This is a genomic window from Oceanobacillus caeni, from assembly GCF_042678465.1.
Lineage (GTDB): Bacteria > Bacillota > Bacilli > Bacillales > Amphibacillaceae > Oceanobacillus > Oceanobacillus caeni.
This window is the reverse complement of the sequence record NZ_JBHTKV010000014.1, coordinates 69,868-82,498: the sequence shown is the minus strand read 5'-3', so window position 1 is coordinate 82,498 and position 12,631 is coordinate 69,868. Positions and strand designations below refer to the sequence as shown.

14 protein-coding genes are annotated in these 12,631 nt (G+C 36.0%); 10 read left to right on the top strand and 4 right to left on the bottom strand.

Going from position 1 to position 12,631, the window contains the following annotated elements; genetic code table 11:
- Positions 1-235: 235 nt before the first annotated feature.
- Positions 236-1,042, bottom strand: a complete 807-nt coding sequence (locus ACFQ18_RS11380; RefSeq protein WP_047185203.1) for an N-acetylmuramoyl-L-alanine amidase — start codon at positions 1,040-1,042, stop codon at positions 236-238.
- Between the two features lie 543 nt (positions 1,043-1,585).
- Between ACFQ18_RS11380 and ACFQ18_RS11375 the strand changes: the two genes are divergently transcribed.
- Together ACFQ18_RS11375 and ACFQ18_RS11370 are read left to right on the top strand one after the other, a co-directional pair.
- Positions 1,586-2,638, top strand: coding sequence for an FUSC family protein (locus ACFQ18_RS11375; protein ID WP_047185201.1), 1,053 nt, complete (start codon positions 1,586-1,588; stop codon positions 2,636-2,638).
- A 148-nt stretch (positions 2,639-2,786) separates the two neighbouring features.
- The gene (locus ACFQ18_RS11370; RefSeq protein ID WP_165589181.1) at positions 2,787-2,936 is read left to right on the top strand and encodes a hypothetical protein; all 150 of its coding nucleotides are present in this window, start codon (positions 2,787-2,789) and stop codon (positions 2,934-2,936) included.
- Positions 2,937-2,993: 57 nt separating this feature from the next.
- Here ACFQ18_RS11370 and ACFQ18_RS11365 read toward each other — a convergent pair whose 3' ends face one another.
- Entirely contained in the window at positions 2,994-3,677 is a 684-nt protein-coding gene (locus ACFQ18_RS11365) for an adenine nucleotide alpha hydrolase family protein (RefSeq protein ID WP_047185200.1), read from the bottom strand.
- 798 nt (positions 3,678-4,475) lie between these two features.
- On the opposite strand from ACFQ18_RS11365, the gene ACFQ18_RS11360 reads away from it, so the two are divergent.
- The 7 genes from ACFQ18_RS11360 to ACFQ18_RS11330 are packed head-to-tail and all read left to right on the top strand — an operon-like array spanning position 4,476 to position 10,316.
- On the top strand, positions 4,476-6,884 hold the full coding sequence (locus ACFQ18_RS11360) for a Na+/H+ antiporter subunit A (RefSeq protein ID WP_204798396.1): 2,409 nt from the start codon (positions 4,476-4,478) through the stop codon (positions 6,882-6,884).
- Positions 6,871-7,293, top strand: a complete 423-nt coding sequence (locus ACFQ18_RS11355) for a Na(+)/H(+) antiporter subunit B (protein ID WP_047185198.1) — start codon at positions 6,871-6,873, stop codon at positions 7,291-7,293. Before ACFQ18_RS11360 ends, ACFQ18_RS11355 begins: the two co-directional genes overlap by 14 nt.
- A 3-nt stretch (positions 7,294-7,296) precedes the next feature.
- The gene (locus ACFQ18_RS11350; protein WP_047185197.1) at positions 7,297-7,638 is read left to right on the top strand and encodes a Na(+)/H(+) antiporter subunit C; all 342 of its coding nucleotides are present in this window, start codon (positions 7,297-7,299) and stop codon (positions 7,636-7,638) included.
- Complete coding sequence (locus ACFQ18_RS11345) at positions 7,631-9,112, top strand: Na+/H+ antiporter subunit D (RefSeq protein ID WP_145523764.1); 1,482 nt, start codon at positions 7,631-7,633, stop codon at positions 9,110-9,112. Before ACFQ18_RS11350 ends, ACFQ18_RS11345 begins: the two co-directional genes overlap by 8 nt.
- Positions 9,113-9,149: 37 nt before the next feature.
- Positions 9,150-9,632 carry a Na+/H+ antiporter subunit E gene (locus ACFQ18_RS11340; protein ID WP_047185195.1) on the top strand — a complete coding sequence of 161 codons (483 nt, stop codon included), beginning with the start codon at positions 9,150-9,152 and terminating at the stop codon, positions 9,630-9,632.
- Positions 9,632-9,919 carry a Na(+)/H(+) antiporter subunit F1 gene (locus ACFQ18_RS11335; protein ID WP_047185194.1) on the top strand — a complete coding sequence of 96 codons (288 nt, stop codon included), beginning with the start codon at positions 9,632-9,634 and terminating at the stop codon, positions 9,917-9,919. Before ACFQ18_RS11340 ends, ACFQ18_RS11335 begins: the two co-directional genes overlap by 1 nt.
- Entirely contained in the window at positions 9,897-10,316 is a 420-nt protein-coding gene (locus tag ACFQ18_RS11330) for a Na+/H+ antiporter subunit G (protein ID WP_276516086.1), read from the top strand. The genes ACFQ18_RS11335 and ACFQ18_RS11330 overlap by 23 nt, the downstream gene beginning before the upstream one ends.
- A 35-nt stretch (positions 10,317-10,351) precedes the next feature.
- Here ACFQ18_RS11330 and ACFQ18_RS11325 read toward each other — a convergent pair whose 3' ends face one another.
- Entirely contained in the window at positions 10,352-11,068 is a 717-nt protein-coding gene (locus ACFQ18_RS11325; RefSeq protein WP_328150280.1) for an LrgB family protein, read from the bottom strand.
- On the bottom strand, positions 11,044-11,403 hold the full coding sequence (locus ACFQ18_RS11320; RefSeq protein WP_225344113.1) for a CidA/LrgA family protein: 360 nt from the start codon (positions 11,401-11,403) through the stop codon (positions 11,044-11,046). The genes ACFQ18_RS11325 and ACFQ18_RS11320 overlap by 25 nt, the downstream gene beginning before the upstream one ends.
- A 235-nt stretch (positions 11,404-11,638) precedes the next feature.
- Here ACFQ18_RS11320 and ACFQ18_RS11315 point away from each other — a divergent pair, with 235 nt between their 5' ends.
- On the top strand, positions 11,639-12,595 hold the full coding sequence (locus ACFQ18_RS11315; protein ID WP_047185191.1) for a PstS family phosphate ABC transporter substrate-binding protein: 957 nt from the start codon (positions 11,639-11,641) through the stop codon (positions 12,593-12,595).
- The last annotated feature ends 36 nt before the right edge of the window (positions 12,596-12,631 follow it).

Here is a 12,631-nt window from a genome sequence, read left to right as displayed (position 1 = left end):
CTATCTAATTCTATATATAAGATTATCAAATGAATAGGACACTTTCTAAAATTGTCTACTTTATAGATACAATATCAGGAGTTATCACGGACAAAACCCATGAAAACGGGAAAGGAAATGTCCGTGAGAAACCAAAAACTATAAAAAAGTAGCAGGGGCGAACTCGATTCCCGAATTGCTTTCTGCTATTTAACTACGTATTATCTTCATGTGATCAGCGTTCGTTTTTTCTATCTCAAGAGAGTACTATTATAAAAGCATCGATTCCTATCTTTTCGATTCTTTTCAGATGAGCTTCAGCATTTTTCCGGTTTGAAAAAGCACCTGATTGTACTCTATGCCACTTTGCTCCGGATAAAGTGATTGTTTCAATAAATGCTTCGATACCATGAGTCTTTAGAAAAGATACTCGATTTAGTGCCTTTTCCTTTGATTGAAAGGAACCAGCAATTACTTTGTATAAGGAGTCACTCTTTTGATTACCATTTGTCCTTTTCTTCAGTTGAAGTGCTTTTGCAATTCCGTTTACATGATTTTGGGCTATCTTCTTCCTCCATGAGGCTTGTTTCATAAGGGCTGCATCTGAATGATTGTCAATAAAGCCGTTTTCAGATAAGAAGGCTGGCATGGAGGTTTCTCGTAAAACGTGGAAGTTTGCCTTTTTCTTCCCCCTATTTTGTAAGGCAATTCCGTTGGATATTTCACGATGCATGATATTTCTGTATTTTGCACTTTGACTAGAATCACTTAATCCGCTAAAAATAAAATCCTCATATCCCTTTGCTTTTCCATTAAATGCATTACAGTGGATAGAAATGAAATAATTCGCATTCCACGCATTTGCTTCATTTGTTCGTTGGCGTAAACTTTTCGAAATGTCAGTTGTCCTACTCATTTGAATTTCTACATTTTCATATTCCTTATCCAATATGTGACGAATCTGAAGTGCAATATCTAATACAACATCCTTTTCTTTCAGGCCATGCCCTACTGCACCAGGATCTGATCCACCATGGCCTGGATCCAAAAATACCCTTTTCATTTGTCATCCTCCTAGATTTCATTTCACTTCTATAATCGTGATTGGATTGAAAATGGGGGGATGGTACATGCTAAAAAGGGTGAAATATGATAAATTCTTCAATAAGGATGATGTTCAAGTGGATAAAATAGGAATATATATGTCCTCTGCAAAAATAAGGAGAAATATGATATCGCCGCATCTACTTCTTTTATCCCACCCAAAGAAGTTGGGTGGAAGATCAACTGTCCGTAAAAGAAAGTGCGACTAACCATATGTGAGGGATGAAGGAAAACCTGCACTGATGGAATTCTTCTTTATTAGGTACGTTTTTTAATAATCGGACCACCTGGTATGGCCAGACGCAGTCCGTACGTCGCTACGAAGTAAAGCATGTGTGAGTACAGGCGTTGCGACAGAACGTCATGTTCATAGCCTGTAGGGGAGCTTCCGATTTTGATAAAGAATAGCGAGTGACAGACCTCTAGTTATTGCATATAATAAGATTCGTGGTTCGAACATATAAATGACAATATCATTTAAATAGAGGTGTATGATGTAAATATGGAATTCAATATTGGTCCAAGGATGCTTAAAACAGGGCTTGCTGTAACATTAACATTATTGGTTACAGGGATGTTAAATTTGCAATTAGATATCATTGCGGCGATTGCTTCAGTACTAGCCATGCAACAATCCATCATGAGATCTGTTACGTATATTAAGGAAGTATTGATTGGAAATGGTGTTGCTGTCATTTTCTCATTGTTGGGTACTTTTTTGCTTGGGACACATCCACTATCGGTTGGTGCTGTGGTGATTATATCGATTGCAATCAACATAAAGCTAGGATTAAATAAAACGGTCAGTTTAACTGCATTGACCATCATGGCGATGATGCTTGCAAGTGATGATAGTATTAATTTTGTTTATATTGTTGAACGAATATCACTTATTGCGATAGGAGTTATTGCTGCCTTTTTAGTGAATGCTTTTATTTTTCCACCAGATCATAAGAAGAATTTATATAACCTTGTGAAAAAGACGAGTGAAAAAATACATTTTCTATTACGAGTTATTCCAAATAAAACATTAAGCATACCGAAACAAAAAGAAGAAGATCGTGAAATTGAGAAGCTAATCTCAAAGGCTAAGGATTATTATGAAATTATCTCAGATGAACGGAATCGCTTATTTATAAAAAATAAAATGGAATTTTTAAGAAGTATTATTATTTATAAACATATGATTCGAGTATTAGAAAGGCAGTATACATTAATTATCCATTTAGAGAAAAACTTAGGTGAAATAGAAGACTCAAGTACAAGAAGTTATTTGATAAAGAAATTAATAAGTGGACTAAATGGCTATAGTGAAAATATATTCCTTATGTATGAAGAAAAAGTAAAATTAGATTTGAATCTGCAAAAGGAAATAAAGGCTGCGATGCATGTAACGATTAACAACTTAATTGATGAACTTCAAGGTTCTGAATTTACAAAGTGGTCCTATGTATTTCCTATTGCAAATAGCTTAATTGAATTATTTGATGAACTGGACAAATTAGAAAGAATGGTACGGATTAATGAATCGAAAGCTGCTCAGACTTCTGATTAAGGTACAATCTGTTCCTGAATAAATTCCTCCTTCCTTCAAAAACTAATTGGTAGATAAGAAATATAAAAGTTTCTTATCCTGGAGCTGCCGGCGTGAAGATTTGCATAAGTGCATGCATTTGCCGAACTTAAGCAAGGAGGAATTTATTATGGGAAGCAATAAAGCAGGCGGAAACAGACAGTTTAAAGAAAGAAAAAACCATGGGGAAACAAGAAACGGAAGAAAAAGTCCATTTAAGAATTCAAACCCACATGGTGGAGAAACACCAAATGAGTATTTAAGCGATAAAGAACTATAAGTTAAAAAACCACTAAAATAAAAGAAACAGTGTAGCACTTTGGCCACACTGTTTCTTTTATTTTTCCCTTTTTACATTAGGAGGTTCGCTCATTTTCCCTGTTGCAATATCCTCCGTGATATGCACTTGGCATGTTTTTCCTCTGTTATTAACAAATTTAAATATCCCATTATTAAAATCTGTTCCAATCTCCTTATAGAAAATTCCTTCATAAAGATTGTTCTTTGATCTAGTAAAACGTAATCGGTAAGTTTCTCCGTCTTGTTCTAGGAAAGCACGAACGCCTTTTTCAAACATCGTGTCACCTTCACTCTTGAGTGTACGATCAATGGATACAATATGAAGATCTATAAATGTTAGTTCACGTAGAAGAACATTTACAAATGAGCCTTTTGTAATTTCTTCCCAACGATTTTGTGGACTTTGGCCAATGATAATTTGAGTAATGTTATGGTTATGTGCAACTTCTTTAATTGTTTTAACTAGAGGACGACTTTCATTATCTCGGATAATAAATTCATCTACATCCAATTCATCGCATAGTTCTTTCCAACTATCAACATAACCAGACTTTTCAGCGTCGAACTCGTCGTATGGCTTTTGATCTACTGTAAGTACATATAATGGACAATCCATAATTTTGGCCAATTTATGTCCTCGTCTTATTAACCTTTCGCCATTAGGGCCGTAGTACACACAAACTAAAATACTTTCGTCCATTCGACCTTTAATTTTTCTCATGACGGCAAATTCACCTCTTATATTTCATCCATTATATTCTTACTAAAACTTTAATATTTTAACATGATATTTTATTCCCGTGAACCATAAATTTTAGTGCGTGTTCAAAAAGGAGGATGAAAAGGACCGAGCAGTTCGAGGCGGAGTAGCTTTGAGCAGCGGAACGTATGCAATTAATACGTGAGCAGACGCTCTTGCACGCCGGAAAAGTGGTTTTCTTTTCCAAGGAGCGGAAAAGCAAGCCAACGAAGAAATGCGAAGTGTCTTTTTCACCGGACTTTTTGAACATCCTCTCTTTTAAAAAAGGGTTTGGGAAAAAATAATATCTAAAGGTGTTTCCATATAGCATAAGTGATTTGTAACATAAAAACAATATCCAAATCGATAAAACAACAGAAGTGCAATGTTTAGCTCGATAAGTTATAATTATATTATTGATAAAAATTCAATTATCGTCATTTATCAAATAATTCCTTATTATTTCTATCATTATTAATTTGTGCTTATGCACTTATTAATTCCACGATAGATACTTAAAAGATCCCCTTATTTACAATCAATTTTATTAAAGAAATCATAATGTTAATGAGCATTAATAATATATGCATGATGTTCACAGATGGTATGGACGCAATTTTTCTAAAGTAGGTAGGAAAATATAAAAACCTTCCTGTCTGGGGCTCCGATTACCTGCCCCATCGAAAAAACTGCATAAACGTAAGGTTTTCGTCCAAGCTAAAGCGAACGCCAAGTTTTCTAAAGAAAGAAGTCAGACATTTTTGAAATGGAGGTCCCGATTTGTACACTGTTAATTTAGCTATTATTATTCCTTTTTTAGCTGCCATGATTGTACCAATTATTTACAAAAGAATAAAGGGGATTCATGTTGGTTGGTTTGTTTTCTTAGTTTCAACCGCATTATTCCTCTATCTTGTAAGTTATATACCTAACATTGCAAGTGGAGAGACGTATCTATATACATTTGAATGGATTCCGTCCTATAACATAAATTTCATAACATATTTAGATGGATTAAGTTTAATTTTTGCCTTATTAATTACTGGTATAGGTTCCCTAGTTACTATTTATTCTATTTATTATTTATCAAGTGAAGAAAATTTATCTCATTTTTATACGTATTTGTTACTATTCATGGGTGCGATGCTCGGTGTTGTATTCTCTGACAATATCATGGTTTTATATGTATTTTGGGAATTAACAAGTATTTCCTCCTTCCTACTAATTGCGTTCTGGTATCATCGGAAAAGTTCAAGGGATGGGGCTCAAAAATCACTGCTTATTACGATAAGTGGTGGTTTTGGAATGCTTGTAGGTTTTATTATGCTCTATGTAATGACGGGAACGATGAGTATTCGTGAAATGATTACAACGATTTCCGGCTTTCACGACCATCCACTATTTATTCCGGCAATGTTATTAATTTTACTTGGTGCGTTTACGAAATCTGCTCAATATCCGTTTCACATTTGGTTACCAACTGCGATGGAAGCTCCAACCCCTGTTAGTGCTTATTTACATTCGGCAACCATGGTAAAGGCAGGAATTTATTTAGTTGCGAGGTTTACACCTGTTTTCGGTGGAGAACTAACATGGTTCTGGGTAGTCACGATAGTAGGTATCATTACGTTATTCTGGGGATCGTTTAATGCGATTAGACAAACAGATCTTAAGGCCCTTTTGGCTTATTCGACTATTAGTCAACTTGGTATGATCATGAGTATGATTGGGATAAGTTCAGTCGCACTTAGACATGGACATTCTATGAATATGGTCATTTATACACAAGCTGCGTTTGCAGCAATTTTCCACTTAATTAATCACTCCACATTTAAAGGAGCACTGTTTATGGTTGTAGGGATTGTTGACCATGAACTAGGTACACGTGATATACGGAGACTTGGTGGATTAGCTACCTTAATGCCAATTACGTTTACGATTTCTATCATTGGAAGTTTCTCTATGGCGGGTCTACCACCTTTTAATGGATTCCTTAGTAAAGAGATGTTCTTTACATCTATATTAAGCGTTCGTGAACTTCATTTTACTTCTGAAGTATGGATGGGCTTGATTCCTGTGGTTGCCTGGGCAGCAAGTATACTAACATTTGTTTATTGTATGATTTTTGTTTTCAAAACCTTTCTTGGGAAATACCAGGAAGAGAAATTGGAACACCCTGCACATGAGGCTCCATTTGGAATGCTATTTTCACCGATAGTTCTAGGTTTATTTGTAATTCTAATTTTCTTCTTTCCGAACGTTTTGGGGAATTATGTAATCAAACCGGCTATGTATAGCATTTTCCCTCAACTAGGTGCGGAATACCTTGGTCAGCATGTTTCTGCGTGGCATGGCTTTAATCTAGAATTAAAGATGACGATTGGTGTTATTGTGTTTGGAGCATTCCTATTTATTTTTCTTCGTCATTGGAAGGGACTATATAATTGGATTCTTCCAGAGAAGTTATCTTTCAATGCGTTGTATGGCAATAGTTTAGAGCTAATCGAAAAGGTATCAAAGATCATTACCAATTCCTATATGACTGGTCATCTAAGAGATTATATGGTCTATATTTACATCTTTTTCATAATTGCTGTCGGTGGAACATTGTTAAATACAAAAGCATTTTTATTCGATATCGAACAATACTCTACTGTAACTGAGTTTGAGTGGCTAATCACGATAGCGATGATTATTGCGGCTATCTCTATGTTACTCGTTAAGTCTCGCCTAACTGCAATTCTTTTAAATAGTGTGTTGGGTTATGGGGTTTCAATATTTTTTGTTATATTCCGTGCACCAGATTTGGCGTTAACCCAAACCGTAATAGAAACAGTAACAACCGTACTATTCCTTGCTGCGTATTATTTTCTACCTGAATGGAAGAAAGAAGATAGTAAAAAACGCTCCAAGATTGTTAATGGCATTGTATCTGTTGCGGTAGGTGTCATATTTACTACGATCGCTTTAGCTGTTCAAAACGGGAAGCTATTTGAATCTATTTCAAGCTTTTATGAAAATGCATATGAACTTGCCGGGGCAACTAATATTGTCAATGCGATTCTTGGGGATTTTAGGGCTTTTGATACAATGCTTGAAGTAGTAGTATTGCTTATCGCAGGACTAGGGGTTTATACGTTCATTAAACTAAAGGCAAGAAAGGGGGATAATCCCCTTGAAGACAAATAACGTTATTTTACGAGCAGTTGTAAAGCTTGTTGTATTTATTATATTAACCTTAGCTGTTTATTTGTTTTTATCTGGACATCATAGTCCTGGGGGAGGATTTATTGGTGGTCTAGTAGTAGCTGCGGCTTTGGTATTGCTTTTTGTTTCCTTTGATATTGAGACGGTACGGGGCGCCATTCCCTTTGATTTTAAAAAGGTTGCTGCTTTAGGAGCGTTTATTTCGGTTACAACGGGCTTTGGCTCGCTCCTTTTTGGTGAACCGTTTCTATCGCAAACCTTTGCTTATTTTGATCTCCCTTTTTTTGGGGAAACGGAGTTAACGACGGTTACTATTTTTGAAGCCGGTGTTGCGTTAGTTGTTGTCGGAGTTGTCGTAACCATTATTTTAAGTATAGTTGAGGATGTGTAATTTATGGAAACTTTAACCACCATCCTAACAGGTGTTTTGGTATCAGTAGCAACATATTTAATTCTTTCAAGAAGTGTGCTGAGGGTTATATTAGGTACAGCCGTACTTTCTCATGCGGCACATTTATTAATTATGTCGATGGGAAGAGGACTTAAAAGCGGTGAAGTTCCTATTTTAACGGATGAGGCGTTATCATACGTTGATCCTCTACCACAAGCACTTATTTTAACTTCTATCGTGATCAGTTTTGCAGTAACTGCTATATTATTAGTTTTAGCCTATCGTACGTACCGTGAAACAGGGACAGATAATCTGTTTGAATGGAGAGGTATTAAAGATGAATAATCTGGTTGTCTTACCAATGGTCATTCCTGTTTTAGCAGGTATATTGTTTGTTTTCTTCCGTAACCAAATTAAGCTACAAAGATGGATTAGTTTCATTGTCATGATAGGTAATATAGGGATTGCTGCTTATTTATTACATCTTAATCAAATAGCTGGAATACAGCGTATTGACTTCAGTGGTTGGATGCCTCCATTTGGTATTTCGTTTGTTGCGGATTCATTCGCATTAATTCTTGTTCTGCTAACAAGTTTAGTGGCGGCAATTTGCCTTATTTATGCTTTTTCTTCCATTGGAGAAGCTCGCGAAAAAATGTACTTTTATTCTTTTGTGAACTTTTTAGTAGCCGGTGTGAATGGCTCATTTTTAACCGGTGATTTGTTCAATTTGTATGTTTGCTTTGAAATTATGTTACTTGCATCCTATGTGCTTATTGCCTTAGGAGGAGAAAAAGTACAATTAAGAGAATCCATTAAGTATGTATTAATCAATGTCTTGTCTTCATGGTTTTTCCTTGTTGCCATTGCATACTTATATGGTGCCATTGGAACATTAAATATGGCTCATATTTCAGAACGGATAGCTGAATCAGGTCAAACGCCTTTGTTGACCGTTATTAGTATTGTGTTTTTAACGGTCTTTGCCTTGAAAGCTGGACTATTACTTTATTTCTGGCTTCCGGGCTCTTATAGTATTGCGCCAACCGCAGTCGCTGCATTATTTGGAGCATTATTAACAAAAGTTGGGATTTATGCAATGATTCGTGTATTTACACTATTCTTTTATCATGATCCTTCTATTACACACACCTTTATCACTGTATTAGCGGCTTTAACATTGATTGGTGGAAGTATTGGGGCTGTTGCGTATAAAGACATACGTTTAATTGTCACTTATAATGTCGTCATAGCAGTTGGTTTTATTCTGGTAGGTTTGGCTGTAGCAACGCCAGAGGCATTAGAAGGTTCTATTTATTATTTGATGCACGATATGATTGTTAAAGCACTATTATTTCTATTAGCTGGTACCATGATTTCAGTGACAGGCACGACTAGAATTGATGAGATGAGTGGACTTATACGAAATTATCCACTATTAGGATGGATGTTCTTTATTGTCATGTTATCATTAGCTGGAGTTCCACCACTTAGTGGTTTTATTGGGAAAGTGCTCGTAGGTCAAGGGACGATTGAAACAGGGTCTTATATCTTACTTGCCTTAGCTTTCCTTTCAAGTATCTTTGTTTTGTACTCGCTTCTTCGGGTTTTCCTTCAATGCTTTTGGGGAGAAACGATTATTAGCTCAGAAGATGAAATACCTATGAAAAATGGATGGATGATTCCATGCGCCATCCTAACAATTGGGACTATTGTTCTGGGATTGGGTGCTGAGTTCATTTTTCCTTATGTTAGTGATGCAGCAAATACATTATTAAACCCTAGTGATTATATTGATGCGGTATTGACACAAGATTAACTGAAATTCTAAAGTACGTTTTATTAGGAGGTATACCATGCCCGCCCAGTTTATTATAAACTTGTCAATAGCATTCCTATGGATGTTTTTCCAAGATGAGGACCAATTTTATCTTACTACATTTGCGACAGGCTACATTGTAGGAATTGGTATTTTATATTTAATGCATCGTTTTTTCGGGAAACGTTTTTACTTAGGTAGGCTTTTTGCCTTTATAAAGTTGATTCTAATTTATCTATCAGAGATAACCAAATCAAGTTATCAAGTATTAAAGCAAATTCTTAGCCCAAAAATAAATGTAAAGCCAGGAATATTTAAATTTGAGACGAAATTAAGAGGTGAATGGGAAGTCCCGCTTCTCGCCTTACTTTTAATCACAACTCCGGGTTCCGTTGTAGTTGAGGTAACACCAGAAGGGGACGCATTTTATATTCACGCAATCGATGTCCAAGAATCCAAAGAGAATTTAATAAGATCTTTACACAAATTTGAAGAGGCAATTATGGGGGTGACCAGATAATGATTGAAACGATGTTACAAGTATCCTTCACATTATTTGGCGTAGCTATAGTAATAGCATTATACCGAATTATTTTTGGGCCGAGCTTACCTGACCGAGTGATTGCACTAGATATGATTGGGGTTAATCTTATTACAGCGATTGCTATTGTATCAGTGATTTTAGACACGAAGGCCTTCTTTGACGTTATCCTCATATTGGCAGTTTTAGCTTTTATTAGTACAATTGCCTTCTCCAAATTTATTGAGAAGGGCGGCGTTATCATTGAGCGTAAACGGGATGATTGAGTTTATTGCAGCACTCTTGATTTTGGTAGGTTCGATAATGGCAGTAATTAGTGCCATTGGTATTATTCGTTTTCAAGATGTTTATTCTCGTTCACACGCTGCCACGAAGTCCTCTACCTTGGCAGTTTCCCTTACTCTATCTGGAGTATTTATTTATTTATTGGTGTCCGAGTCAATTTTTAGTGTCCGCATGATTATGGGAATTGTATTTGTCCTTTTGACATCTCCCGTCGCTGGTCATCTCATCATAAGAGCGGCATATAGATCCGGTGTGGAAATGACAGATGCAACGTTAGAGGATGAGTTGGCGGAAGTGTTAAAGAAGAAGGAAAAGCAAATGGAAGAAGAAAAGGCGAGTAAAGATACTGGTGTGAAAAGCGATGAAGTATTGGAATAAAAAATCAGTGCAATCTATACTGCACTGATTTTTCTTTATAATAACAAATTCATCATCCATGGAGTAATGACAGAAACAACTACGGCACTAATGGACATGGCGATAGAACTAATCGATCCTTCCAATTGGCTATTCTCAAGTGCTGCGGCAGTACCGATGCCATGCGAGGCACTTCCGAGTCCAATTCCTTTTCCTAGATAATGGTGGATCTTTGTATATTTATAAACATAGGAATGTAATACTGCCCCACCTACTCCGGCAATCATAACAAAGATAGCTGCTAGTGAAGTTATCCCATCCAACGATTCCGTGATGGCCATAGAAATGGGAGTTGTCACAGACTTGGAGCTAATCGTAAGTAGTATTTCCTCTCCAAATCCAGCCCACTTTGCAAGAAGTACTCCAGTAGAAATTCCCACCAATGCTCCTATACAAGTTCCAACAAGGATTGGAACAACCATTTTTTTCAAAAGCTTTCGTTCCATGTATAGTGGATAGGCCAATGCAACAACTGCTGGGCCAAGTAACTTATTAATCCACTCCCCACCTATCATATACGTCTCATAGGATATAGGGATGATGAGTAAAATAAGAACAATGATAATGGTTGCGATTAACATAGGTAACGTAAAAGGATAATGATATTTATGGTGAATCTTTAATGCTGCGTAATAAGTGATAACCGTGCCTATGATTGCTGTAATGCCAATTAATAAATGAATCATACTCATTCCTTCCTCATGATTAGCCACTGACTAATCCATCCAGAACTTACCATGACAAGTATGGTACTAATGATAACGATGAAAAATAATAGGATACCTTTCCCCAGAAATAAATCGAAGTAGTCGATAATTCCTACTGTTGCTGGAATGAAAAATAAAGTTAAATGGCGAACCATGAACTTTGCTCCTTCATCAATCCATGAAAGTTTCACAATGTTAAAGAATAATAGAATAAAAAGAATGATCATTCCTATCACACTACCTGGAATCAACAGATGAAATGTGTGTTGAATCCAATTTCCTAAAGACGCTAGTAAACATAGGATGATTATATGTAATGTGATCTTCATGACTTTAACCACAATTAACACCCCTATACTTTATGGAATAACTACTAGTATATCAATAAAATTAGATGAGAAGAAGCTATAGAATTCCAAACTCTATAACTTATTTCTGATGATTAATTCCCCGAGTTTACAAAACATTTACATTCACATCATACGTTCTTTACATTCAGCTACTATACTATGGAATTGAGAGGCGGAATGATCCGTTCATCAAAATTCAAAGGACTTATTCGGGGAGGACAAAGTAATGAAGTTCAAGAAGTACCTTATGTTGGTTGTTGTAGGACTAGTACTATTTCTAGCAGCTTGTGGAGGGGCGGCAGAAGAATCAAATACTTCTGGCGATGAAGCATCCAACGAATTAGAAGGAAATGTTGCCATTGATGGTTCTGGTACGGTTTACCCCCTAATGTCTAGATTAGCTGAAGAATATATGATTAACGAACAACCGAATGTATCTGTTGAAGTTAGTCGTGCTGGAACAAGTGCCGGTTTTAAAAAATTTCTAGCAGAAGATGGAACGGACTTTAACGATGCATCTCGTGAAATTAAAGAGGAAGAACAAGTAAAAGCAGATGAGCTTGGAATAGAAGTAATGGAATTAAAAGTTGCTTTAGACGGTTTAACAATTGTGGTTAACCCAGAAAATGACTTTGCAACTGAATTAACAGAAGATCAAGTGAAGGATATCTTCTTAGGTAATGTAACAAAGTGGTCTGAAATCAATCCGGATTGGCCTGAAGAAGAAATTCAAACATATGGTCCAAATGAAAACCATGGAACTTACGAATTCTTCTATGAAACTATTCTTGAAGAACAGGATTTAGTAAAAACGATTAATCTTCAACAAGATTATTCTACTTTAGTAACTTTAGTAGCAGAAGATGTTAACGCAATTGGGTTCTTTGGATTTGGATACTACGATAGTAACAAAGATAAAGTACAAGCAGTAGGTATTGATTTTGGCGAAGGTGCTGTCGTTCCATCTCTAGATACAATTGGTGAAGAAGGCCCTTATGCTAATTATACACGTCCAGTATTCACATATTTAAATGTGAACCATGCAAAAGAAAAGGCCCAAGTATTCGATTATGCAACTTATGTATTAGAAACCATGAATGACTTTGCTGGAGAAACTGGATTCGCACCTATTCCAGAAGAAGAAGCACAAGCTCAACTTGAAGAGCTAGAAGCTAATAAATAATTGATATTTAGGAAACTTTGAAACCTATTAAGATGA

Excerpts from the sequence above, each read along its gene's own strand:
- ACFQ18_RS11380 (WP_047185203.1), bottom strand. The coding sequence starts at position 1,042 with ATGAAAAGGGTATTTTTGGATCCAGGCCATGGTGGATCAGATCCTGGT.
- ACFQ18_RS11375 (WP_047185201.1), top strand. The coding sequence starts at position 1,586 with ATGGAATTCAATATTGGTCCAAGGATGCTTAAAACAGGGCTTGCTGTA.
- ACFQ18_RS11370 (WP_165589181.1), top strand. The coding sequence starts at position 2,787 with ATGGGAAGCAATAAAGCAGGCGGAAACAGACAGTTTAAAGAAAGAAAA.
- ACFQ18_RS11365 (WP_047185200.1), bottom strand. The coding sequence starts at position 3,677 with ATGAGAAAAATTAAAGGTCGAATGGACGAAAGTATTTTAGTTTGTGTG.
- ACFQ18_RS11350 (WP_047185197.1), top strand. The coding sequence starts at position 7,297 with ATGGAAACTTTAACCACCATCCTAACAGGTGTTTTGGTATCAGTAGCA.
- ACFQ18_RS11345 (WP_145523764.1), top strand. The coding sequence starts at position 7,631 with ATGAATAATCTGGTTGTCTTACCAATGGTCATTCCTGTTTTAGCAGGT.
- ACFQ18_RS11340 (WP_047185195.1), top strand. The coding sequence starts at position 9,150 with ATGCCCGCCCAGTTTATTATAAACTTGTCAATAGCATTCCTATGGATG.
- ACFQ18_RS11335 (WP_047185194.1), top strand. The coding sequence starts at position 9,632 with ATGATTGAAACGATGTTACAAGTATCCTTCACATTATTTGGCGTAGCT.
- ACFQ18_RS11315 (WP_047185191.1), top strand. The coding sequence starts at position 11,639 with ATGAAGTTCAAGAAGTACCTTATGTTGGTTGTTGTAGGACTAGTACTA.